Origin of the sequence: Streptomyces sp. NPDC049915, from assembly GCF_040656475.1 — a bacterium.
In the GTDB taxonomy this organism is placed as follows: domain Bacteria; phylum Actinomycetota; class Actinomycetes; order Streptomycetales; family Streptomycetaceae; genus Streptomyces.
Map to the genome: position 1 here is coordinate 15,669 of NZ_JBFAMH010000044.1, position 23,687 is coordinate 39,355.

General features: G+C 69.7%; 13 protein-coding genes, 1 pseudogene and 5 CRISPR repeat arrays (1 of these 19 only partly in view). Of the genes and pseudogenes, 7 read left to right on the forward strand and 7 right to left on the reverse strand.

Translation table 11 applies throughout. The features are described 5' to 3' along the window. Positions 1-458: a CRISPR direct-repeat array (repeat unit 31 nt; unit sequence CCTGCTCCCCGCGCACGCGGGGATGGTCCCG); it begins 250 nt to the left of the window's first position. Between the two features lie 117 nt (positions 459-575). Both AB0J12_RS37510 and AB0J12_RS37515 read left to right on the forward strand, forming a co-directional pair. After that, positions 576-1,031 (forward strand): hypothetical protein, encoded by a 456-nt coding sequence (locus AB0J12_RS37510; RefSeq protein ID WP_363269250.1) that lies wholly within the window; start codon positions 576-578, stop codon positions 1,029-1,031. A 510-nt stretch (positions 1,032-1,541) separates the two neighbouring features. After that, positions 1,542-2,270: a GNAT family N-acetyltransferase gene (locus tag AB0J12_RS37515; RefSeq protein ID WP_363269251.1), complete on the forward strand. Its 729-nt coding sequence runs from the start codon at positions 1,542-1,544 to the stop codon at positions 2,268-2,270. Between the two features lie 794 nt (positions 2,271-3,064). Continuing rightward, a CRISPR array of direct repeats spans positions 3,065-3,703; the repeat unit is 29 nt; unit sequence CTGCTCCCCGCGCACGCGGGGATGGTCCC. A 640-nt stretch (positions 3,704-4,343) separates the two neighbouring features. Here the strand turns inward: AB0J12_RS37515 and AB0J12_RS37520 are convergent. The 4 genes from AB0J12_RS37520 to AB0J12_RS37535 all read right to left on the reverse strand — a co-directional run bounded on the left by AB0J12_RS37520 (position 4,344) and on the right by AB0J12_RS37535 (position 8,778). Further along, entirely contained in the window at positions 4,344-4,883 is a 540-nt protein-coding gene (locus AB0J12_RS37520; protein WP_363269252.1) for a hypothetical protein, read from the reverse strand. A gap of 274 nt (positions 4,884-5,157) precedes the next feature. After that, the gene (locus AB0J12_RS37525) at positions 5,158-5,751 is read right to left on the reverse strand and encodes a GNAT family N-acetyltransferase (protein WP_363269253.1); all 594 of its coding nucleotides are present in this window, start codon (positions 5,749-5,751) and stop codon (positions 5,158-5,160) included. Positions 5,752-6,136: 385 nt separating this feature from the next. Continuing rightward, the gene (locus tag AB0J12_RS37530; RefSeq protein WP_363269254.1) at positions 6,137-6,547 is read right to left on the reverse strand and encodes a hypothetical protein; all 411 of its coding nucleotides are present in this window, start codon (positions 6,545-6,547) and stop codon (positions 6,137-6,139) included. Between the two features lie 833 nt (positions 6,548-7,380). Further along, on the reverse strand, positions 7,381-8,778 hold the full coding sequence (locus AB0J12_RS37535; protein WP_363269255.1) for an SNF2-related protein: 1,398 nt from the start codon (positions 8,776-8,778) through the stop codon (positions 7,381-7,383). A 669-nt stretch (positions 8,779-9,447) separates the two neighbouring features. On the opposite strand from AB0J12_RS37535, the gene AB0J12_RS37540 reads away from it, so the two are divergent. Beyond that, positions 9,448-9,696, forward strand: coding sequence for a hypothetical protein (locus tag AB0J12_RS37540; RefSeq protein ID WP_363269256.1), 249 nt, complete (start codon positions 9,448-9,450; stop codon positions 9,694-9,696). Between the two features lie 378 nt (positions 9,697-10,074). Here AB0J12_RS37540 and AB0J12_RS37545 read toward each other — a convergent pair whose 3' ends face one another. Beyond that, a complete protein-coding gene (locus AB0J12_RS37545; protein WP_363269258.1) occupies positions 10,075-10,914 on the reverse strand; it encodes a hypothetical protein in 840 nt (279 codons plus the stop codon). A gap of 280 nt (positions 10,915-11,194) precedes the next feature. On the opposite strand from AB0J12_RS37545, the gene AB0J12_RS37550 reads away from it, so the two are divergent. Together AB0J12_RS37550 and AB0J12_RS37555 are read left to right on the forward strand one after the other, a co-directional pair. Continuing rightward, on the forward strand, positions 11,195-11,518 hold the full coding sequence (locus AB0J12_RS37550; RefSeq protein WP_363269259.1) for a hypothetical protein: 324 nt from the start codon (positions 11,195-11,197) through the stop codon (positions 11,516-11,518). Between the two features lie 560 nt (positions 11,519-12,078). Then, a CRISPR array of direct repeats spans positions 12,079-12,734; the repeat unit is 25 nt; unit sequence CTGCTCCCCGCGCACGCGGGGATGG. A gap of 278 nt (positions 12,735-13,012) precedes the next feature. Then, positions 13,013-13,435, forward strand: coding sequence for a hypothetical protein (locus AB0J12_RS37555; protein WP_363269261.1), 423 nt, complete (start codon positions 13,013-13,015; stop codon positions 13,433-13,435). A gap of 1,554 nt (positions 13,436-14,989) precedes the next feature. Here the strand turns inward: AB0J12_RS37555 and AB0J12_RS37560 are convergent. Together AB0J12_RS37560 and AB0J12_RS37565 are read right to left on the reverse strand one after the other, a co-directional pair. Further along, positions 14,990-15,562 (reverse strand): NUDIX domain-containing protein, encoded by a 573-nt coding sequence (locus AB0J12_RS37560; RefSeq protein WP_363269267.1) that lies wholly within the window; start codon positions 15,560-15,562, stop codon positions 14,990-14,992. Between the two features lie 10 nt (positions 15,563-15,572). After that, a CRISPR array of direct repeats spans positions 15,573-16,271; the repeat unit is 28 nt; unit sequence CTGCTCCCCGCGCATGCGGGGATGGTCC. A 56-nt stretch (positions 16,272-16,327) separates the two neighbouring features. Further along, positions 16,328-18,148, reverse strand: coding sequence for an IS481 family transposase (locus tag AB0J12_RS37565; protein ID WP_363269262.1), 1,821 nt, complete (start codon positions 18,146-18,148; stop codon positions 16,328-16,330). Between the two features lie 2,200 nt (positions 18,149-20,348). Beyond that, positions 20,349-21,353: direct repeats of the CRISPR family, unit length 29 nt; unit sequence CTGCTCCCCGCGCACGCGGGGATGTTCCC. 298 nt (positions 21,354-21,651) lie between these two features. On the opposite strand from AB0J12_RS37565, the pseudogene AB0J12_RS37570 reads away from it, so the two are divergent. Together AB0J12_RS37570 and AB0J12_RS37575 are read left to right on the forward strand one after the other, a co-directional pair. Next, positions 21,652-22,705, forward strand: a pseudogene (locus AB0J12_RS37570) (IS110 family transposase). 510 nt (positions 22,706-23,215) lie between these two features. After that, positions 23,216-23,515, forward strand: coding sequence for a transposase (locus AB0J12_RS37575; protein WP_363269264.1), 300 nt, complete (start codon positions 23,216-23,218; stop codon positions 23,513-23,515). Positions 23,516-23,687: the final 172 nt, after the last annotated feature.

Genomic DNA, 23,687 nt, shown 5'->3' on the forward strand with positions numbered 1-23,687 from the left:
GCCTGCTCCCCGCGCACGCGGGGATGGTCCCTGAGTTCATGACCGTGGCCGCGTCCGCGGCGGCTGCTCCCCGCGCACGCGGGGATGGTCCCGAGATCGTTCCGATCCCGCCCTAACATCAGCCCTGCTCCCCGCGCACGCGGGGATGGTCCCGCGTACAACGTCATGGGCTGCGCCTCGCTCATCTGCTCCCCTCGCACGCAGGGATGGTCCCAAGTCCGGCCGCCGGGAGTCCATGACCCCGTTCTGCTCCCCGCGCACGCGGGGATGGTCCCGCGCCCACGGTCTTGTCACGTGGTTTCATCACCTGCTCCCCGCGCACGCGGGGATGGTCCCGGCGTGTCTCACAGGCGGTAGCCGAACCAGCCCTGCTCCCCGCGCACGCGGGGATGGTCCCGAAACTCGGTTCCGTGGGAACGAAACTCCGCCCAACTCCCCGCGCACGCCGGGATGGTCCCCGTCCGGCCTTGACCACAAGCCGTTAGGCGAACTGCTACCTCATACATGCTTGCATCATCTTCATCGAGTTCGGGCCGGCCCCCAAATAACCGCGAAAGCAGCGAAAGGAACTTAGTGTGGTAAACGCAGAAGAACTCGACCTCCAGGGCTGGAGCGAGGAAAGGCATCGGAACGCCATCGACATTGCGGATATGCTCGGACTGTCCCCCGAAATTTACGCGAGTGACCCAACGGGCCTCATCCCGGCCTTGGACGACTACGTGTCCCGCGCTCCTCTGAGCGAATTCGAGGAGTCCGACTGGGTTACTCTGCACTTGGACTTGGCTTCCTGCGTCGCCGACTTCTTCATCCATAAGTACGGTGCGCACTGGATCGTCGCGGATGATCCCACTGGGCCGGTTGGATTGCGCTATGTCCTCGAGGCAACTGGACTCGACGGACAGACCCATCGGGTCGACCCCATCGATGTCGTAGCCAAAGAATTTGCTAACCGTCCCATCGAAATCGTCCGGATGCTGGCCAGTGCAGAGCTCACCTTGAACCTCGTTGCACGGGCTGATGATGAGGAATGAGCAGGGCACGAATACCAGCACGGTAGCGAGGGCTTGGCCGGAGATGTGTGTGATGTCCAACTCGATGAAAGTAATGAGCGAAGGCGCCCTGCTGTAGTAAAGACGCAGGTCGGCAAGTCTGCTCCCCGCGCACGCGGGGATGGTCCCGTCATGCGCGCCACCGGGTACACCATCGCGTACTGCTCCCCGCGCACGCGGGGATGGTCCCAGACCGGCGAGCCCCGGGCCGACGAACGTGACCTGCTCCCCGCGCATGCGGGGATGTTCCCTCGTCGTCGAAGTCCTCGCCCTGAAGCCAGTACTGCTCCCCGCGAACATGGGGATGGTGAGTTCGTAGTTGCTCAGATCCATACTCACCGCGTCATCATCACCCACCCACATAGGCCCCAACTGGCCAACGGGGCACGAGCATTCGGCCGGGAAACGGTCCTTGAACGGCCTTCGCGGTGGACAGCATCCCTCATGGCGCTCAGCGTCGTCCCAGTTCACGTCGACCCCAGGGGGCTGTCCATGGCCAAGCGCACCGCGAAGAAGGGCAGCAGCAGACCAGTAAGGCTGTCCGCCGACCGGCTACGCAAGGGCTGGCCCGGCCCCGCCGGCACCCGGGTGCGGCTGGCCACGGCAGCGGATACGGACACCGTCGACGCACTGCTCGACACGGCTGGGGCCCGGCTCATTCCGGCCCTACGGTCCTCCATCGAGCAGGGTACGGCAGGCGCCACACTCCTGGACGGCCTGGACGGCACCACCAAGACGTTCTTCCAGGACTTCGCGCGCCGGACCGTCGGGCACTCGATGGCCGAATCGATGGCCAGCGTCAGCCTGACTCTCGTGGCCGCCGACGAGCAGGACAGGCCGATCGGCGCTCTGTCCGTCACCGCCCCCGGCACCATCATCGAACGGGCCCTGGAGCACGGGTACAGCAACGTGCAGGCTGTGACCCTGAGCGTGGCCACCGGCAAGGTGCACGGCTTGGCGGTAGCTGAGAAGGCCCGCGGACAGGGCCTGGCCAGCTTCCTGCTGAAGCGGGCCTGGCAGGTTTACGACCAGCTCGACTACTTCCTGCTGTACGGGTCCTTCGAGACCGAGCGGGACCTGGGCGCCTTCTATAAGGGCAGCGGATATATCGTGCACGCTCCAGGAGAGGGGTTCCTCCTCGATCGCATGGAGCTGCCCTTCGGGATCAACGCGGGCCCAGACCAATGCGTATTCACCCGCTGGCGGCCGTCGGCGGGCTGATCCACTCGCGGGTGGGCTCCGAACCACGTGACCAGGGCCCACCCGCTTCGGCGCAGGCTACGGAGCCCTGAGCCAGTGCTCACCTGCGGTGCCGGAACGGTCGCTGCCACGCCAGCGCGGCAGGCTGTATCGGGTGACCAGGTCCAGGCGGTGCGAGTGGTGTCCTCCGCCCACGCGTGTCCCGCAGCAGGAAGGCCGTTCACCCCGCGCAGCCACTTGGCGATCTGCTCCTGCGGCATGTGCGTGTTGTCCTTGCCGAGGTACTTCAAGACGTACACCGCGAGATAGTCCACATCCTCCGCGCGGCGCTGACCGCTGAGAATGGGCCTGAGCCGGGATGCGAACTTCTTTCCGATGCTGTAGTCGCCCCCGCCCCAGAGCGAAGCCACCTCTGGCCCCCTCAGCATGTCGAGCAGGTCGATCAGGTGGGCGAGGTCGGGGTCGTCGGCGAGAGTGATGGGTTCAGTCACAGGCGGCTGCCTTCCGCGACGTGTTGCTTGGACCAGTCCAGAGCTGTCGATCATCACGATGCTGGTGCGAGGACACGCGGCTGTTGAAGAGAACTGCCCGATTTGCAGTCTGGGATGGCCGAGATCATGCCCGAGCGTGTTCAAGACTTCGGTCACGGCTTCGGGCGCTAGAAAACCGGCGGTAGGGAACCATCGTGATCGTCACACTGGGCAGGATGAGCCTGTTCGACGCCGATGCTTACGATCCCGACGACATGATGGTGCACGCTCGCCACCAGGCGATGAAGCCGCTCTTGGCTCAGCTCACAGCAGCTCCGCGACTGCGAGCTCCCCGCGCATGCGGGGATGGTCCCACCCTCGTTACGAGGGAGTCGGGTTGGAACGCCTGCTCCCCGCGCATGCGGGGATGGTCCCTCGGCCGGGACGATCGCCCTGTACGCCGGGTCCTGCTCCCCGCGCATGTGGGGATGGTCCCTCGGCCGGGACGATCGCCCTGTACGCCGGGTCCTGCTCCCCGCGCATGTGGGGATGGTCCCGCCACGCGGTGTCAGTGGGTCCCGATAACGTGCTGCTCCCCGCGTACGCGGGGATCGTCTCTTGTCCGGGGTCAGGAAGCCGACGACACGCCACTGCTCCCGGCGCACGCGGGGATGGTCCCTCGTAGGCGCCGAACAGCACGCCGTGCGGGCTCTGCTCCCCGCGCACGCGGGGATGGTCCCGAGCCGGCGGCTGCCCGGATGGGTGACCGTGGCTGCTCCCCGCGCCCGCGGGGATGGTCCCCAGTAGAGCGAGCTGCCCGTCCACCCTCGTGGCTGCTCCCCGCGCACGCGGGGATGGTCCCTATGGGCTGGTCCCGCAGAACACCGGCTCGATCTGCTCCCCGCGCACGCGGGGATGGTCCCGGCACCATGGACGACGCAATCGCGTGGCTCCCCTGCTCCCCGCGCACGCGGGGACGTCCTGCGCAACATCGCTCGCCACGCACGGTTCGGCGAGTACAGCACCCACGAACTCGGCATCGAGCCGGAGGCGTACGACCCGAAACTCGACGTCGACTTCGCTCCCCTGCGCGAGCAGGATCTGACCACAATCGGCTTCACCGAAGCGGCCTGACCGAAGGGAAGGACCCGTGACCACCGCCAACAGCGGCCCTGAGCAGTGGTATTGCCCGACCGATACCCATTGGTTCGACGAGACCGGGCGTGAGTAGTTGCCGTGCAGGAGAAGTGCCGTTGAGATTGATCTTGCTGTGGTTCGCCTCCTTCGCGGGCGCTTCGAGCGGCTGGGTCGGGCGGGAGGTCAGGGTCGACTTGCTCGGTGGCGGCGCCAAAAGGTGTCGTATTTCGCGGTGTGGCCGGAACCGGTGGGCGGTCGTGGGCATGGTTAGAGGTGGAGCCCTAGGGGTCGGTTGTCGGCCCGGTGGCGGGGCTAGGGAGGGGAGGGGCGGATGTCGCAGGGTTGGAGGGTCACGGTCATCGCCGGATGCCTGTCGCCTCGATCGCCGCTGCTACCGAGGCGTATCCCGCTGCCCTCGCTTGTGCCTGCAGCACTCCCCGGCGGGCCCGCTGGGCGCCGGGCAAGCCTCTGGCGGTTGTGGTCGGGGCTACTTGACGTCGCCCGAGAAGATCGCGGTTTGGTACTCGATCGCCTCGGGCGTGACCTCGATCTGCACCTTGTGCGCGTCCCTCGGGAGAGAGCAGGCGTCCTTCCAGGTGGCGTCCTCCCCCGGGTCCACGTAGCTTTTCGCCCCCCAGGTCGCTCCCCCCGCCGCTTCGAGTCCTTGGGTGCGGTCGTAGACCGGCTCGCCGTCGACGCAGGAGAGGGAGAACCGGGTGAGGTCCATGATCTCGCTGGCGCCGTTGTGCACGGTCACCTTGAAGGCGACAAACGGCTCCGGCTTGACAGAGGCGTACTCGCTCGTGACGCCCCGAGTGAAGTCGGACAGGGTGGCGGTCGTACCGTCGGGCCACTTGGCCCTGTGGCCCAGGGCGACGGTCAGGGTGCCGCTGTCCTTGGTCTGCTCGTTGCCCTTGGCGTTGCCGTCGGTCTCCTTGGATGTGGTGCCCGCGCCGTGGCCGCAGGCGGTCACCGAGCCCAGGACTGCCACGAGTAGGAGGGACAGGCACACGGTACGCGTCTGCATACGGGTCACTTTCCGTGTCGTGCACGGGTACGCGCGGCTGCTTTGGCCGCCGCCTTCCGCGCCCGCTTGGCCTCGCGAGATCCCTTCGGCATATACAGGAGAGTATGCCGGTCCTGCGACACCGGCGAGGAGCCGTGAACTCGCGCGTCAGCGGCCCAAGGGAAGGCGGCGGACCGCTGGCATGTTGGCGGCCGCGGCGATGGCGGCCGCATACCTGGCAGCCGCTGCCCTACCAGGCGGACGGCGAGCTGAGCCCTCGTCATCGCGCAGTGCGTCAGTGGCGAGGGCGCCAGCGGGTGAAGACGCACTGGTCATCTCCCGCTCCGAGCCGGAACGGCAGGGCGATGCGGTCCAAGGGGAAGGTCTCACCGGGGGCGTGGACGGTGTAGCCGCAGCGGTTGTAGAAGGCGGCCAGGTCCCGGTCTGCCCTGTAGGAGCCGTACAGCAGCATGTAGCCGAGCTGCTGGTGGACCTGCCAAGTCCGCTTTAGCAGCGCGGCGGCAATGCCCTGGCCGCGAACGTGTTCAGCGACGGCCAGGCCATGGATCTTGGCGACGAAAGGGCCCAGAGCCATCGCCTGCTCGGCCGTGAAGCCGTTGCTCATGGCCATGTCGATGAGGGTGCCGGGGGCGGTGGCGGAGAGCACGCCGACAATACGGTCCTGCCCGTCGGCTGTGCCCAGCGTCAAGGAGACCGTGGTCAGGGCCTGGTGCATGGGCCGGTCGGTGAAGGTGTGGGCGGCGGCGTCGTGGTACGCATTCGAACCACCGCCGCCGAGTCCGGCGAGCATGGCGGAGGCCGCCGAGCCGTCCTCGATGGCGGCGGCCAGGACCGGGATGATCCTTACGCCGTCGCTGGTGGTAGCCATCAGCGCGTTCGCCGCTTCGACGTCCTGGCCTCGGGCCAGCCGGATGCGTGTGCCGGCAGGGCCCTCCCAGCCGGTGCGGACACGGCTGACAGTGGCGGCGCCTGCCTGGTCTTCTTCGTCGTCTTGCCCATGGTCTTCATCCCCCTTGTGGTGGTGTCAGCGGCGTATGGCCGCTGACGCTGAGTGGATCTTGTCCCGGCGACCGTCAGGACAGTGGCCGAACGACCCGACGGGGCTACTCGGGGCTGCGCCGAGAACGCCCGCCCCCTTCATGTGGTGCGGTGCCATCGGGAGGGATCCCCCTCCCCTTCGTGTCGGGCCTGCTCCAGCAGGACGCCACGATGTCGTCGCTCCCGCCCCTCGGTCTGTTCAAGCCGGACGCTCTCTATGAAATGCGCTGGTTGGAGCGACGTGCGGCGCGGTAGGCCTCGGCGGGGTCGGCAGAAGGGCCGGGGACGGGTTGCCAGATGCCGTACGGGGCGCGGTAGGGGTACCAGCGCCCGTCCGGCCCGTACCTGAGCTGGATGCCGGCCGCCTCGTCGGTGACCCGGTTGTCCTCGCACAGGATGCTGGCGGTGGGCGCGGGGCGCAGCGGCTGGATCCTGGCCTGGACGTCGGCCAGGGTGTCGTGGTCGACGCTGAACGACTCGAGGTAGACGGCGGCGCCGACCGGCCCGCCGGGTGTAGGCGAGCTGCAGGTGCCCCATGCCGACGACGTCCAGGCCGAGGTGATCCATGGCCGCCTGCCGGAACGCGGCGCCGTGCGGCAGGGACAGGAACCGCGCAATGTCCCCACCGGGAGTGTGGCCGTCAGGGAGCTGTTGCCCGTCCAGGCAGGCGCCGGCGCGGTGAGAGGCGTCCGCCGCGAGCGCCCGCAGGGCTTCGGTGCCCGGCAGTGGCTCGGGAGGTTCGGGCAGTGAAGCATGCAGCACCGGACGTGCCTGGGTGAGGTCGAGGGTCACCGGGTCCGGGATTGGCCGGAGCGCTGTGGTGGCCTGCGCCGGCACCGCGACCGCCGGCCCGGGGGTGTTGTCGTGGAGAGGACGGGCGGCGGCCGGCTCGGCGGCGGAAGCCGGGGGGCCAGCGGGCTGGGGTGCCGGGCTGTTCGCGCGCAGCCGCTTCTTCAGGTACTGGTGGGCGCGCCCGCTCAGGGTGAAGAGCGGGGCGGGAGCGGTGCGTACCCGCTCGGCGAGGAGCATGCCGACGGCGACCGAGTGGGGACACGCGGTGCCGGCGGCGTCGGGGGTGCAGGTGCAGGTGCAGGTGTGGGAGATGTCCTGCGGGTCAGGGACGATCGGGACGCCGGCGGTGAGAGACGGGTCGGTGAGCTGGTCGCTGATGGCGGCGGTGCCGGCGAGGTCGGCGGCGTCGGGGCGGGCGCAGATCGCTGCCTCGATACGGTCCCAGTCGGCAGCAGTGAGCGGGGAGACGAGCAGACGGGGCCGAGCGACCCGGCCATGGGCAGAGGGAACTTGCTGGTGGCGAAGCCCTGGTTGACGTTGAGAGGGCCGGCCTGGCCGGCGGCGAGCAGGCGGCGCGCCGCGTCATGGAGACGGGCGTCGCCGGCGGCGGCCTCGTGGAGGACGCGGGTGAGGGCGCGCGCCCATCCGGCGGTGGTGTGCTGCACGGTCATCGGCGCTCTCCCAAGGCGACGAGGTCGGCCAGTTCCTGGTCAGTGAGCTGGGTAAGCGCTTGGTCCCCACCGGTCAGGACGGCCGAGGCCAGGGCCCGCTTGCGGGTGAGGAGCGCGTCGATGCGGTCCTCGACGGTGTGCTCGGTGATCAGGCGGTGGACGCTGACGGTGCGGTGCTGGCCGATGCGGTGGGTGCGGTCGGTGGCCTGGTCCTCGACGGCGGCGTTCCAGCTGCGGTCGAAGTGGATCACGTGGGCGGCCCGGGGGAGGGTCAGGCCGGTTCCGGCGGCCTTGAGGGACAGGATCATCACCCGGTGGCGTCCGGCCTCCAACTGGCGGGCGGTGGATGAGGCGGGGTTCTTGGCGTGCTGGGCCTCGTCGGCGATGACCAAGGTCCACTGCTGTTCGGCGAGGCGGGCGGCGTCGCGGCGCAGCAGGCCGTAGGTGGTGATGACCAGGGTCGTGTCGGTGACCGCCTCAAGGGTGCGGTCGCTGCCGTGGTAGGCGACGACCGGCAGGTGAGGGGTGAAGCGGGCAGCCTCGCGGCACCAGGTGGTCACCAGGGACGCCGGGCAGACCACCAGGGTCGGGCCGGGCGTGTGCTGCTGGTAGTGCAAGGTGAAGGCGAGCGTGCTGAGGGCCTTGCCCAGACCCATGTCGTCGGCGAGGACGGCACCGAACCCGAGGCGTGTGACGTGTGCGAGCCAGGTCAGGGCGCGCTCCTGGTAGCCGCGCAAACTGGCCGTCAGGCCCGCCGGGGCGGGCACCGTCTGATCGTGGTGTTCGCCGCGCCGCAGGACGTCGATCACGTCGGCGAGCGGCCCGGATGGCCGGCAGACGACCGTGTCGCCGGCGATGGTGACGGTGCCGGTCAGGGCGGCAGTCAAGGCCTGCGTCCCCGGCAGCTGTCCCAGGAGCCGGTGCCGGGCGCGCCGGGAGATGACCGGGTCGGCCAGCACCCACTGTCCACGGATACGGACCAGGGGCCGGGCGGCTTCGGCGAGGGCGTCCATCTCCTCTTCGGTGAGGTCCGCGCCGTCCAGCGCGAGCTGCCAGCGGAAGTCGAGCAGGGCCGTCACGCTGAACCGGGGCAGCCCGCCCGCCGCCAGGCCGCTCGTCCTCCTGCTCCAGCAGCACGGTGATCGCGCCGGAGTGCAGGGTGCAGCTCTGCGGGTTGCCTTCACCAGCCAGCCCGGCCAGGGCCGGACACCTGCGTGCGGCGCGGCGCAGAACCCGCCGCACGCGCGGCCGCACGGCGCCAGCACCTTCCCCGTCAAGACGCACGGTACCGGCCCACACCCGGGCAGCGGGGACCTCGCTCGATGAGTCGGGGCCGGATCCGGCGGGAGCAAGGTGCAGGTTGGCGGTGAGCCGCCCGGCCGCGGCCTGCTCATCGCTCTGCGGGGCCGGGCCGCCGTCCGCCTGGTCCTCCACACGGTCCAGCCAGTCGCGCACTGTGCCCTGCGTGTCGCCGGCGACCCGGGCGGGTGCGGACGAGGTCCACGGGCCGGCGCCGAACAGCGCGGCGGCCGGGGTGCGCACGAGCATGTCGGCCACTGCGTCGCAACACGCGTTCAGCGCCTGCCGCGCAGCCATGCCGAAGGGGCTCGCGGCGGGTGGTGCGGCTTCGGCGAGGGCGCACAGCGCGTCGTCGGCGCTTGCCGGGATCGGTCCTGCGCGCCATACGGCCCGCTCCGCCTCGTCTAGGGCGGGGTAGACGAGCTCGGCCTTAACGAGTTGCAGGGCGATGTGCACCGCCCGCTGCCAGAACACCGCGCTCGGGTGCACGCCAGGGCCCAGCTGGTGCACCGCAGGCAGGGCGTCGGCGAGGTGAACCCGCCACCCGGCGCCTGTCGTGGACGCGTACGCTGACCAGCTGGGACCAGGGAACTCGCCCCTCTCGATATAGCGGGTCTGCAAACCAGCCCGGTGACCTCCTGGATGCACCGCCGCTGCTCCCGTCTGCACCGCGACTTCCACGGCACTGGTCAACTACTGACCCTGACGACCGGCCTGGTGCTGGCCGTGCAGTCACCTGGGCATCCCGGGCACCGGTGGGCGCGATGGTGATCCCCGCCCCAAGGGGCGGGGTGCTGTTCGCCGTCGGAGGCCTCGACGGGGAGATGTACGTCAACGGGCGGGCGCTCACCCGGCAATGGGCCGACGCGCTGCGGGCCGATGTGCCAGGATTCGCCTCGGACATCGACCGGCTCCAGGCCGTGCGTGTGGAGTGGCTGGATGCGCCCCCGCAGGACCGCACGCTGGCGCTGGCGGGCAGCTGCACCGACCCGAACTGTCACACCCCGCACTGAACGAACAACGCGGGGCCAGCGGGCAGGTGCCAGATGGGCAACGCATGCGACGGTCTTGCATGCTGGCAAATCAGGGCGAGTTCCCCAGCTTCGCCCCTTGCGCCGCATACGGTGGCCTCGCCGCCCGCGCACACGCCCGGCACGGCGGGAAGCGGCGGCATGCATCGCAGATACGGCACTGGAGGAAGACCGGGATGACGCAGGCCGCGGTGAGCGAGCTGGGCCGGTGAGTGGGGTCGGTGCAGATCCCTGCAGGAGCTCTCGGGTCACCCGTCAGGCTCGCCGTGGCCCATGACGGAGTGGAGTGTGTGCGGCACAGGGCCCGGTGACGGCCCGGGCCGCCGCTCCCCCGGCGAAGGTCGTACGACCGCCGGCGGCTCAGTCCAAGCGGGCGAAGTCGAGGTCCACGAGGATCTCCTTCACGTCGACGTCTTCGTCGCGGCAGAAGTTGCGGATCTGGTCCCACATCTCGGGCATGCCTTCCAGAGCGCCGCCGAGCAGGGACAGCTGTCCGCGCTCCCCGTCGAACTCCTCGTCGTGCAGGTAGACCATCTCTGCCTTCTGAAGCTCGCGTACAACGCTGAGCAGCGTCGTACGGTCCGCCGAAAAGCGCCTCAACACCAGTTCGAAGTCGGGGGTCTCCTCGTCCACCACGAGAACGAGAACTTGCCGGGCCACCCGCGTCAGGCGCCCGACGCGCCCGGCGAACCGGTTGATCAGCTCGAGTACCTCCTGTTCCTCGGCAGGCTCCAGGGCCTCGCCTTCCCAGTTGAAGTACCGACGCATGGTGGCAGCGGGCCGGACCAGCGAGCCGTCGATCGTGTCCCGAAACTCGGCCTCGATGTCGTCAACCGTGTACCGGTACGTGGCCTCGTGCTTCTGCTTGACTGCTCGCAGGTACTCGACGGTGTAGGCGTGCCGGGTGACGCTGCTGTCGATCAGGTCATGGTGCACCCCGCACAGCAGCATCAAGTTGTCGAAGTCCCGCAGTTGTTCGACGTCCTTGCCGTCCCATGCTTCGTGGCGGGCGCTGCCGGGCTCGGCGCCGATGATGTGGGCGATCTTGCCGACCCATGCACCTTCCTCCGTGACCAGCCGTGTTGAGCAGTGCGGGTCGCCCCATGCGCATTCGTTGCCGGAGAACGCCCACAGCCGGCGCGCCACGTCGGACAGCGGCTCCTTGCGGTTCTTCTCGGAGCCGTTCGTCCGCTTGGCCACAGTCCCGCCCCTTCGCTCACCCTGACGACAGCGCAGCGTAGTGCAGCTGGGTGAGGTGCGGCAGGCTTGCTGGTTGTCCGGCTGCGGCTACCGCAGGGTCTGGCGGGCGCGGGGTGCGAGTTCGGCCCGCTGTGCGACGGCGACGAGTCGGTCGGCGGTCTCTTGGCCCACGGCTCGGCAATAGCCACGACCACCTGGTACCTCGGGCCGCTCAGAGTCAACCGTTACGACGGGGCTGCGCGCTACCGCCACCGACGACCGCGTATGCCGTCTGCAGGTCATGCCCGAAGCGCTCGCTCGGGAACTCGTCCTGCGGCCGGTGGTCCCCGTCCGCAGTCCCGCCCTCGTCGACGGAGACTCCCTCGCCTACCTGATCGTGCGGCGCAAGGATGCCGACCCGCAGCGCCCCTACCGGCTCGGGGCGGCCGCGTACGGTGCGCACGCCGAGAAGCTCGCTCAGGACCTCATCGCGCACATCGAAGCCTGGGGCCCCGCGCGAGCCGCAGTCCCGCACCTGACCATCACTCCGGCAAAGCTCGGCGAGGCGGCGCGGCCCGGGCATGTGATCAGCAAGCCGGAGAGCCGCCTCACGCTGACGTACTGACGCTGCTGTGCAAGACACCTCACCCACCTACGACTGCGCCCCCAAGCCGACGAACTCGGGGGCACAGTCGTAGGGATGCAACGAAACTGGGGCGTCGACGTTGGGCAGGTGACGACCGCGACAACCCCCTATCGCCCGAGACCGGCCGCTCCCATCTGCAGGAGAGCTGTTCGCTGGCTCACACCCGAGCCGATCTCTACGCCGAGGCCAGCAAGCAGACCAGAGCCGCCCTCCCGGTACCGGAGCAGAAGACCACTCCCCCGCCGAAGCCTGCGGCGGTCAAGACGAAGGCGCGGTCGCGGCTGAGGAAGCGGACAACTGCTCCCTCCACACGCAGGAACCCCGCCCATGCGGGAGGGGCCCCGAGTGGAGCGGCCGACAGTTATCAAGAAACAAGGCACGACCTTGCCGAGGACGGCGTTCGATCTTACGAGAGCCGTAGGATGCGCTGCCAGTGGACATAAACAGTTCCGAATGGGTCGGAGATGCGTGTGATGTCCGAGTCGACGAAAGTCATGAGCGACGGCGCCCTGCCGAAGTAAACGCGCAGGTCGGCAAGTCTGCTCCCCGCGCACGCGGGGATGGTCCCCCGGCCTACCACGACCTCGCCAAGGAGCGGTTCTGCTCCCCGCGCACGCGGGGATGGTCCCGCATCGTTGATCGTCACCGGCACGAACAACCTCTGCTCCCCGCGCACGCGGGGATGGTCCCCACGTGCGAGCGCTCATGATTCAGGCCGCTATCTGCTCCCCGCGCACGCGGGGATGGTCCCTCACCGGCCTGCTCAACGTCTGGGGCGGCATCCTGCTCCCCGCGCACGCGGGGATGGTCCCGCGGCTTGGACGCGGGCGGTCCGGCCACTCGTCTGCTCCCCGCGCACGCGGGGATGGCCCCTTCGCGAAGCGCCCGACGCGGGCGCCGCCAAGCTGCTCCCCGCGCACGCGGGGATGGCCCCTCAAGGCGCGGGGCCCCCCGGGCACCGATTGAGCTGCTCCCCGCGCACGCCGGGGATGGCCCCGTCTACATGGCCGCCGAGGACGTCATCGACAACTGCTCCCCGCCCATGCGGGGATGGTCCCACGGCCACGCTGCGCCGCTATCTGCGCGCCACCTGCTTCCCGCGCATGCAGGGATGGTCCCCCTCCCACCGGATGATCCTTCGTTGCCCTCTTCGGGGATCAGGGTGAGCCGCTGCTTCCCCCTCCCGCTGGGATGGTCCCGCCGCTGGGGGAGCCGTAGGGCCACGTCCGCTCTGGTCCTGAGCTAGTCAGACCGACACGCGGGGATGGTCCGCGGTCATCAACGCGTCTGGCTCCTGCGTGATCTGGTCCCACGCACGCGCGGATGGTCCCCCGCCACGGATCGGCACGCACCGCCTGCACTGGGGTGGTCGGCCCCGACCAGGCACATCGACGCTCAGACCCACATACCAAGCACATGCAGAGCACACGTATTGTTCACAGCCGTAAGTAACGCCCGTTCCTTGGGGGGAACATGCACGTCCGCACCGCCATCACCGCGCTTACGCTCGCCGCGTTGGCCCTTACCGGTTGCTCATCGACCAGCGACGACGGGACCGATAGCAAGCCCAGCAGCTCGCCGAGCGCCGCCTCGAGCGCCGCGCCGAGCGCAGACACCAGCGCCGCCGAGAAGGCTCTTGGTATCCCGCCTGAGCCAACCGGGGCGAAGCGGGCCGAGCTGTTGCGCGCGCTCGCCGCCGCCAACCCGGACGTCATCAAGTACGAGGACAAGGCTGTTGATGCCGCCCGCAATCAGTGCGGCGCGATCACCGGTGGAGCCAGCCGGCTCGACTACTTCGCGTCTCAGCGATTTACGTACAAGGACGTCACGACGACCGAGGCACAGGGCAAGCAGATCAACGAGGCACTGAAGGGCATCGGGTTCTGCAAGGTCTGAGCACCCCGGGGACTTGGTGAGCGGGGCGGCCGTCGTATCCGTGTAGCGCGCACTGTCCGGGGACGGCACGGTCATCCGTTCTTCAGCGCCTGCTGCGCGGTAGCGGCCTGCGCCTCCGGGAAGGGCTACCCGCCCATGCGGGGATGGTTCCGACTGATGCCGGCCGGTGCATGGTGGTGCCTGCTCCCTGCGCACGCGCGGATGGTCCCCCACCCCGGCCGGCTTTCCGCCGGCCCAGCTAATCCCCGCGCACGCGGGGATGGTGCCCAGTCAAAGGAGGCGTGATGGCTGGCGATCTGGGTGCTCCCCGTGCGCCCGGGGATGGTCCCGGCCGGCCAGGCCGCCGCGGCGCAGTACTCCCTGCTGCCTTGCACTCGCGGGAATGCTCGGGGATGGTCCCCTAGACGTCGGGTCGACCGGACTTGGGACAAGAAGCACAATCTGGTTGAGGATGTAGGTGACCGTAGGATGCGTCACCACAGGACACAATCGGTCCCGAATGGGTTTAGTAAGTGCGTGATGTCCGACTCGCCGAAAGTCATGAGCGACGCCATCCTGCTGAAGTAGACACGCAGGTCGGCAAGTCTGCTCCCCGCGCACGCGGGGATGGTCCCGACCCGGTGTCACACAGTGAGTGTCCCCCCTTCTGCTCCCCGCGCACGCGGGGATGGTCCCGTGGCGATGGTCAGGAGGCTGCCGGGGAAGGCCTGCTCCCCGCGCACGCGGGGATGGTCCCTGTCCTTCGCTCATCCGCCCTTCGCCCTCCAGCTGCTCCCCGCGCACGCGGGGATGGTCCCTCGGCCTTGGTCGGGGTGGCACCCGCCGCGGCCTGCTCCCCGCGCACGCGGGGATGGTCCCCGGCGCGGATGGCGGGTTCGGTGCCGGGGACGCTGCTCCCCGCGCACGTGGGGATGGTCCCGGCACCGCCTGGCGCCCGCTCATGCCGATGATCCCGCGCACGCGGGGATGGTCCCGCGGAGGGACTGTCGCCGGAGAGGCAAGGACGCTGCTCCCCGCGCCCGCGGGGATGGTCCCACCCACAATCCCGTGCGTGGTCTTGGCTTGCTCTGCTCCCCGCGCACGCGGGGATGGTCCCGGCTTGAACCCGCGCACGCTGGGATGGTCCCTGGGCGCCGGTCATGGTGACGTAGCCGTCCGCCTGTTCCCCGCGCCCGGCGGGGATGGTCCCACGTCCGGGAACCTTGCGGTGCGGGCGGTCGGCTGCTCCCCGCGCACGCGGGGATGGTCCCGACATGCGGGCAGGTTCTGCTGGGCGTCAGCGCTCACGGAATCCCCTTCGTGGGTTGAGGTGGCTCCCCGGGGTCATCAGCGGCGGCAACTGGAGCGCGCCTCCCCGGTGAAGGCCCTGCGAGGGTATCCGTCCAGGGTCTCCACGAGCACGCTGTTTCCTAACCCGGAACGTAGTTAACGCGCTCGAGCCTCTCGCCTTTCCCTGCGAAGCCGGGTCCGGGGCGGCGCCAAGGTCCAATCGTGAGGCGGGGCCGGTCCCCGCCGTGGGGGACGGAGATCGCGGGGACGGCCGGCTGGGAAGCGTCAGCGAAGGGCCTGGGTTATCCGCTGGCGGAGGAGGTCATCAAGCATGCTCTCGATGTGGCGCCAGGCGGCGTCGGAGACCTCTTCGGTCTGCAGCTCGCCGATTTCGGCGAGCTGCAGAAGAGGAACCGGAAGTCGAAGTGCTGGTGAGCGGGCTCGTCCTTGGTGGGCTGGCGTCGATAAGGGGAGCGTCGACGTGGAGCGGGGCCTCGCCCTGCAGGGTGACGACGTGGGGCGGATGCCAGTCTCTTCGGCGAGTTCGCGCCATGCGGCCTGCAGGAGTGTGTTGTCCGAAGCCTCCACACCTCCAGGCAGCAGCCACTTCTGGCTCGGGTTGTGGAGAATGTGCAGGATGCGGCCGTCGAGGCCTGCGAGGATCGCGCTGGCGGTGACGTGGCCGGGCAGGGTCTTGGGCTGGTGGGGTCGTCGCCGTCGTCCAGGAGACCGAGGACGACGCCAAGTGCGCGCTCGTCCTCGGGGTGGTCGTCTAAGGGTAGACTGGGGTGTTTTATCGCGAATGCCGGGTTCAGTGTAAGTGCTGAGGACGGAGCTGACGGCGCGATAGAACTGCAGGTAGGCGAGTCTGCTCCCCGCGCATGCGGGGATGGTCCCGCAACGGCCCCCCGTCGACTCCACGGGGGGCCCTGCTCCCCGCGCATGCGGGGATGGTCCCTCAACTGGTGGGGGTCCGGCGGCAACAGTGGTCTGCTCCCCGCGCATGCGGGGATGGTCCCGCGAAGGACATCTCGTCCATGTCGCCGCGCTCCTGCTCCCCGCGCATGCGGGGATGGTCCTGACGGGGCGCTGTCCGAGCTGAAGCGCACGATCTGCTCCCCGCGCATGCGGGGATGGTCCCACCTTCCGTGTGCGGATCGGCCGGCCCCCGCTCTGCTCCCCGCGCATGCGGGGATGGTCCCGGCGCCCGCAGCGATCTGCGTTGCGGTGACAGCTGCTCCCCGCGCATGCGGGGATGGTCCCCGAAGGAGTTCGGCCTGTTGGACCCGATGCCGCTGCTCCCCGCGCGTGCGGGGATGGTCCCTACCTGCATTGGTGCGTCGAGCAGTACATCGGCTGCTCCCCGCGCATGCGGGGATGGTCCCGGGGCGAGCGCGCCGAAGTCCGTGACGAAGCCCTGCTCCCCGCGCATGCGGGGAGGGTCCCGTGGCGCATGCGTCACACACCGGCCTCACTCCCTGCTCCCCGCGCCCGCGGGGATGGTCCCATCGACGCCGACACGACGCCGGCGCGCGCTCACTGCTCCCGCGCTCGCGGGGATGGATCCGCGTACGGGAATTGACCGGTGCCGGTGTCACCCTGCTCCCCTGTCGGTGTGAGGTCTCAGGACTTCCTTGACGGTTTGTCGTCAGGAGATCCTTGACGGTCCTTCTGGGTGCCCATGCCTTTGACGTAGAGCCTGGTGATCGGCCCGAGGTTCTTGCGGGGCCTGACAGCGAGTTCGTCCTCCCCGTGCAGGATCCGGTAGTGGGTGTCCTCAATGACGACGGTGACGATCTTTCCCGCATGCCGCGGGCCGAGCTTGATGAACTGGCCGTTGATCATGAAGCGGCCGCTCGCATGCACCTTGCGCTGGGCCCGGATGGCACCGGCAGGCAGGGGCGGAGGCGGCAGCGGGGACGTCGCCGTCCGTGCCCCGTCGATCTGCCCCAGGCAGTCGGCCTGAACGGGGCACGGCCACGTTCCCATCAGGGCGTTGTCGGCGATGGCGTGCATGAGGTGTCCGTCGAGACGGAGGGTGATCGTGCGGCCGGCGAGGGCGAATCCGACCTGGTAGCGGCCGCCGGCCAGGCAGACGATCCCGTCGCGATGGACCTTGCGGTCGACCTCGACGGGTTCACCGGCGGCGAGGATGGCCGTGCCGCTGCGGGCTCTGGGCAGGGCCGGGGGTGCGGGCTCGGGACCGGCCGGACGGGCTCCGTAGCGCATGGTCAGGTAGGCGAGGTCCTCCGGCCGCAGCCGGGACGGGACCGTGGTGACGAGATGCCCGTCGAGGAGGAAGTGGACGCTGCGGTGGTTCGCCCAGACCGTCAGCGTCCGGCCGGCCAGTGCCTGGTGGATGCCAACTCGCTGCCTGCCCGTCACCAGGGTGATCTCGCCGCTGGGCGGCACCCGCACGTCGAACTCGATCGCGGTGCCCTGCGGGGGCAGGACAGGCGGTTCGACGACCTCAATGGACAACTCCGGCTCGGGGACGGCCTGTTCGGGATGCCGGTCACCGCCGCGGACGGCAGCATGGGGACGGAAGAGACTGACCGGGGTGGCCATGCTCAGGGCCTGGTGCGGGCGCTGGTGGTTGTAGGCGTGCACCCAGCCGTCGATCGCTTCCTGGGCCGCGGCCAGCGACTCGAACGGCGCCACGTGATCGAGGAACTCCTCGCGCAGGGTGCGGTGAAAACGTTCGATCTTGCCCGTGGTGGTGGGTGAACGCGGCTTGGTCAGCCGCTGGGTGATGCCGTTCTCCCGGCAGATGCGCTCGAAGAGCACCTCCACCGGCTGGGGGCGGGTGTGACGGCCGGTGAACTGCTTGCCGTTGTCGGTCAGGACCTCGAAGGGCACTCCGTAACGCCGCATCGCGGCGGTGAAGGCCGAGCACACCGCGCGGGCACTGGGCACGGCCACGACGGAGGAGATCACGACGAACCGAGAGTGGTCGTCGATGCCGGTGACCATCTTGCACTCCCGCCCGTCGGCCAGCGGCACCCCGCCGACCAGGTCCATCTGCCACAGGTGCATGGGCGCTTCGCGCTGCCACCGGCGGTACTTGCGCGGATGTTGCTGTTCCTGGGTGCGGACCAGGCCGTTGCGGGAGAGCACCCGGTGGACCGTGGCCCGCGAAGGCGCCGGCTCCAGCCCGCGGGCAGCCAGTTCGTGGGAGATCCGGCGGGCACCCCAGCGGGGATGCCGGCGACGCAGTTCGCAGATCTCGGCTTCAACCTCTGCAGAGAGGCGCGTGGGGCTGTTCCGCGGGCGCCGGGAGCGATCCAGCAGGCCGGGCATGCCCTCCTGCTCGAACCGCCGCCGCCAGCTGTGCAATGTCTGACGCGAGGTGCCGTACCGGGCCGCGACCTCACCGATCGGGGACCCACCGAGCACCTCGCGGACAGCCCGGTAGCGGTACTCGGCCAACTGCTGCACATCCACGTCACCGACGGAAGCAGCCCTGCAGCATCGGTGATTGGGGGATGGCGGACGTTCAGCCGAACGTGTCAACCATGTCCAGAGCACAAACGGTCAAGCGTCTCCTGAGACCTCACACCGACACTCCCCGCGCACGCAGAGATGGTCCCGAGCACGGCTACCCGGACGCGACTCCCGTTGCCTGCTCCCCGCACCCGCGGGGATGGCCACGTCGGCATTGCGATCTGCGGTGCCGGGGGCTGCTCCCCGCGCACGCGGGGATGGTCCCCAGCGCCGTAGCGATGGGTGGCATAGTTGAGGCTGCTCCCCGCGCAGCGGGGATGGTCCCATCGCCGTATCCGGCTCCCCCTGTGGCCTGGCCTGCTTCCCGCGCACGCGGGATGGTCTCGCTGGATCGAGCGCGCGGGGTCGGTGCTGGACCTGCTCCCTACGCACGCGGGGATGGTCCCGGCATCAACCCCAACGATGTCCCCATCGACGGCTGCTCCCCGCGCACGCGGGGATGGTCTCAACCGCAGGGATGACTCCGCGGCAGTGCTGGTCTGCTCCCGCGCACGCGGGGATGGTCCCAACTTGAGTCCACTCGGGGCGCATGATGGCCTCTGCTCCCTGCACCCGCGGGGATGGCACGTGCATGATTGGCCGCGCCGCCGGCTTTGACATCTGCTCCCCGCGCGGGGATGCTCCCTCCTGGCCGCCCGCGGTCTCGAAGTGGTCCCGATGCTCCCCGCGCACGCGGGGATCGTCGCGACAATGCCGCGTTGATCGTGACCGGCACGAACTGCTCCCCGCGCCCGATCACGCGGCACTGCTCCCCGTGCACGCGGGGATCGTCCCGAGAAGATGATCCGGGATGCCGGGGCCGATTTCTGCTCCCCGCGCACGCGGGGATGGCCCCGCGATGGGCTGCGCTGGACCGCTCGGCCCGTGCAGCTCCCCGCACTCGCGGGGATGGCCCCGGTGGGCAACTGGGCTCCACCGGTTGGGCTACTCCTTCCCGCACCGCGGGGATGGCCCATCACGCTGCGCCGCGTGAACCAGGAGAGCTGCTGCTCCGGCTCAGCCGCGGGGACGGCTGAGCTGCTCCCACGCACCGCGGGGGCGGTCCCGCCGCTTGCGTGATTTGGCCTGCCGGAGTGTTGCTCCCGACCATGCGGGGTCCCGAGTGGGCGCCGGGCAGTTTCGAGCTGAGGGCGGGGGTCGATTTATGGGAGCCGTAAGATGCGCTCCCAGTGGACACAATCACTTCCGAATGGGCCTGACGTGCGCGTGATGTCCGACTCGGCGAAAGTCACGGACGGCGGCCTCCTGCTGAGGTAAACGAGCAGGTCGGCAAGTCTGCTCCCCGCGCATGCGGGGATGGTCCCGGGGGCTGGCTCGGCTTGTGGGAGCGGTGGGGCTGGTCTCCGCGCATGCGGGGATGGTCCCGAGCCCGACTTCGACCGCGTGGACCAGGTCCGCTGCTCCCCGCGTCCGCGGGGGATGGTCCCAACGAGGCGCCGACCGTCCCAGGCGGCTCGACCGACTCCCCGCGTCCGCGGGAATGGCCCCTACGGCCCGAAGTCTCAGGAAGGTGTCGGCCTCTGCTCCCCGCACCCGCGGGGATGGTCCCGCCTGCCGGACCTCGCGCACCGAACGCCAGGCCTGCTCCCCGCGCACGCGAGGATGGTCCCACCCTGACGGGGTCCGTCGACCGCCTCTCCACCTGCTCCCCGCGCACGCGGGGATGGTCCCGAGCACGGCGATCTGACCGTGCCGTCGTGGTCCTGCTCCCCGCGCACGTGGGGATGGTTCCGTCACCGCGCAGAAGGTGCTCAAGCAGCTGCGCTGCTCCCCGCGCACGCGGGGATGGTCCCAACTTGACGCTCAGTTCGCGGTATCGGCTCTCCTGCTCCCCGCGCACGTGGGGATGGTCCCTGCTGGATCGGGCCCGGAAGGGAACCGAACGCCTGCTCCCCGTACCTGTGGGGATGGCTCTCACGGCTACCCGCCCATGCGGGAGGGGGCCCGAGTGGGCGGCCGGCGGTCTCAAGAAGCGAGGCATGATCTTGCTGGGAACGGTGGTCGATCTACGAGAGTCGTAGGATGCGCTGCCAGTGGAGAAAAGACAGTTCCGAATGGGTCGGAGATGCGCGTGATGTCCGACTTGATGAAAGTCATGAGCGAGGGCGCCCTGCAGAAGTAAACGCGCAGGTCGGCAAGCCTGCTCCCCGCGCACGCGGGGATGTTCCCGGGCCGACGATGGGCGCCCCGTTCACGTCGATCTGCTCCCCGCGCACGCGGGGATGTTCCCCGGTACTGCGTCATGCCCGGCAGCGGCTCGGCCTGCTCCCCGCGCACGCGGGGATGTTCCCGCTGGAAGCGCTGCGCACTGAGCGCAAGGCAACTGCTCCCCGCGCACGCGGGGATGTTCCCCCCTCACCGCCGCCGCCATCAAGGCCTACCTGCTGCTCCCCGCGCACGCGGGGATGTTCCCGTCCGCTCGGGGATCGCCAAGAGCCTGGCCCGCTGCTCCCCGCGCATGCGGGGATGGTCCCGAGGCCGCGCCACGACAGCGCGTTCAGGATGCCTGCTCCCCGCGCATGCGGGGATGGTCCCGAGAACCCTTCCCACTGCCGGAGGAGCGGAGACTGCTCCTCGCGCACGCGGGGATGGTCCCACGACGCGTGGTGTGGCCGTCGGTGTCCTGCGCTGCTCCCCGCGTACGCGGGGATGGTCCCACCTATCCGCAGGGTGTGAGCATCGGCTCCAACTGCTCCCCGCGTACGCGGGGATGGTCCCGCGTGGGGTGTGGCGGCCGGTGACGGGTACCGCTGCTCCCCGCGCACGCGGGGATGGTCCCCCGAGCGACGTGCCCATCGACGCCGACCTGTACTGCTCCCCGCGCACGCGGGGATGGTTTGCCTCACCCTTTGCACGGCCTCCACCGCCTGGCCTGCTCTCCGCGCACGCGGGGACGGTCCCGACATACGTCTCCTCACCCCGGAGGACGAGTGCTGCTCCCCGCGCACGCGGGGATGGTCCCAGCGCCGATGCGCCGGAGCATGTTCCGCCGGACTGCTCCCCGCACACGCGGGGATGGCCCCTTGGCCGTCACCGACCAGGTGCCCGGCTGGCTCTGCTCCCCGCACACGCGGGGATGGTCCCGCGACCAAGATGGGGAACGCCCTGCTGACGTTCTGCTCCCCGCGCATGCGGGGATGGTCCCAACCTGGACGTGCTGATCCAGAAGCAGGAGCACTCCCCCGTTATCTTCTTCGCGGTCCTGCAAGAGGGCCGCTGGCCTCCGGGCCCGGCATGACTGTTGCCCCCTGTTGTAGGGATGACCTGGGGGGTGGTGTCACCGGGCCCGAGGGGTGCCGTCACAGACGCTGATCAGGGTCCGACCACCGCCTGGCCGGGCGAAATGCCCGGGTGCTCGCGGGCGGCAGGTCTGCATAACGTGGCTGCGCGAGAACGGCTCCCGACCTCGGGGCCGGCACACGTCGACACATGTGGGGGCCACGGTGATCAGCATCGACGGGGTGGGCGTCTTCCTGGGCCTGGACGTCGGCAAGCAGACCCATCACGGACACGGACTGACCCCGGCCGGGAAGACGGTCTTCGACAAGCCGCTGCCGAACAGCGAACCGAAGCTGCGGGCGGTCTTCGACAAGCTGAAGGCCAAGTTCGGCACCGTCCTGGTGGTCGTGGACCAGCCCGCCTCCATCGGCGCCCTCCCGCTGACCGTCGCCCGGGACGCCGACTGTCAGGTCGCCTACCTGCCCGGACTCGCCATGCGCAGGATCGCCGACCTCTACCCCGGCGAAGCCAAGACCGACGCGAAGGACGCCGCCGTCATCGCGGACGCCGCCCGCACCATGCCCCACACCCTGCGCACCCTCGAACTCGCCGACGAGGTCACCGCCGAGCTGACCATGCTCGTCGGCTTCGACCAGGACCTCGCCGGCGAGGCCAACCGCACCTCCAACCGCATCCGCGGCCTGCTCACCCAGTTCCACCCCAGCCTCGAACGTGTCCTGGGCCCGCGCCTGGACCACGCAGCCATCACCTGGCTCCTCGAGCGCTACGGACGTGATCGTGCCCTCGCTGGCGAAGTCGCTGGCCGCCGTCCATGAACAACGCCGGGCCCTGGAGACCAGAATCGAGGCCCTGCTGGAGGCCCATCCTCTTTCCCCGGTCCTGACCTCGATGCCCGGCATCGGCGTCAGGACCGCCGCAGTCCTCCTGTCCACCATCGGCGACGCCAGCAGCTTCCCGAGCGCCGCCCACCTGGCCTCCTACGCCGGCCTCGCCCCGACAACCCGGCAGTCCGGCACCTCGATCCACGGCGAACACGCCCCCAGAGGCGGCAACCGCCAGCTCAAACGGGCGATGTTCCTGTCCGCGTTCGCCGTCCTGCATGATCCCGCCTCCCGGACCTACTAGGACCGCTGCCGAACCCGCGGGAAGACCCACACCCAGGCACTTCTCCGCCTCGTCCGCCAGCGGATCAACGTGCTGTTCGCGATGCTCCGCGACGGAACCTTCTACGAACCCAGAACCCCACGCCTCGCTTGACGAAAGACATAGAGGCACCCCCCCCGCGCACGCGGGGATGGTCCCCGGCAAACCGGGCGCCGGCCGCATGCTGTCTGCTCCCTGCGCACGCGGGGACGGTCCCAGGGACAGGTCCGGCACGACGATCTGCACATCCTGCTCCCCGCGCACGCGGGGAACGTCCCTGCAAACGGCGGCCACCCAGCGTCTGCTTGGACTGTCATAGGCATCTGCCAGGATGCCGCCGTTCGCGGCAATGAGGGGGCGAAGGTGACAAGGCAGGACTTGGCTGATGCGCTAGACGCGGAACTGTGCAAGCAGTTGCTGCCGGCTACTGCGATTGACGCTATTGGCTGCTGGCTGTCCGGAGATGGATCCCGGTATGTAGCGGGCGTTGGCGGGCATGCCGTCGGGTATATCCCGGCGCGTTGGGCGCGTACCGGGCCGTGGCCGGAACGGGGGCCTTGACCCCTGATCTTGGACACACGAGACACTGGATCCTGAGGATCTGAGAACGGACATCTCGTGGTCATGAAGAACTATCCGCCGGAGTTCAAGGCGGACGCGGTCGCGCTGTACCAGTCGCGGCCCGAGGCGACGATCCGGCAGGTTGCCGCCGATCTGGGGATCAATCCCGAGACCCTGCGCAACTGGGTCCGGGCGGCTGGCGCGAGCCGGCCGCGGGGACGCCGGGCAGAGGCACCCGCCGAGCCGCCCACGCCGCTGGAGGCGGAGAACGTCGCTCTGCGCAAGAAGGTCCGTGAGCTGGAGGAAGAACGCGAGATCCTGCGCAAGGCGGCCAAGTATTTCGCCGGGGAGACACGCTGGTGAACCGCTTCCAGTTCGTCGCCGACCACCAGCGCCGCTACGGCGTGAAGCGGCTGTGCACCATCCTGGGCATCGCCCGTTCCAGCTTCTACTACTGGCGCCGGACCGCCGAGGATCGGGCTGCCCGCCAGGCCGCCGACGGCCGCCTCGCCACCCGGATACGGGCCGTGCACCA

Excerpts from the sequence above, each read along its gene's own strand:
- AB0J12_RS37540 (WP_363269256.1), top strand. The coding sequence starts at position 9,448 with ATGGTGATCCCCGCCCCAAGGGGCGGGGTGCTGTTCGCCGTCGGAGGC.
- AB0J12_RS37525 (WP_363269253.1), bottom strand. The coding sequence starts at position 5,751 with ATGGCTACCACCAGCGACGGCGTAAGGATCATCCCGGTCCTGGCCGCC.
- AB0J12_RS37550 (WP_363269259.1), top strand. The coding sequence starts at position 11,195 with ATGCCCGAAGCGCTCGCTCGGGAACTCGTCCTGCGGCCGGTGGTCCCC.
- AB0J12_RS37520 (WP_363269252.1), bottom strand. The coding sequence starts at position 4,883 with ATGCAGACGCGTACCGTGTGCCTGTCCCTCCTACTCGTGGCAGTCCTG.
- AB0J12_RS37535 (WP_363269255.1), bottom strand. The coding sequence starts at position 8,778 with ATGAGCAGGCCGCGGCCGGGCGGCTCACCGCCAACCTGCACCTTGCTC.
- AB0J12_RS37515 (WP_363269251.1), top strand. The coding sequence starts at position 1,542 with ATGGCCAAGCGCACCGCGAAGAAGGGCAGCAGCAGACCAGTAAGGCTG.
- AB0J12_RS37575 (WP_363269264.1), top strand. The coding sequence starts at position 23,216 with ATGAAGAACTATCCGCCGGAGTTCAAGGCGGACGCGGTCGCGCTGTAC.
- AB0J12_RS37555 (WP_363269261.1), top strand. The coding sequence starts at position 13,013 with ATGCACGTCCGCACCGCCATCACCGCGCTTACGCTCGCCGCGTTGGCC.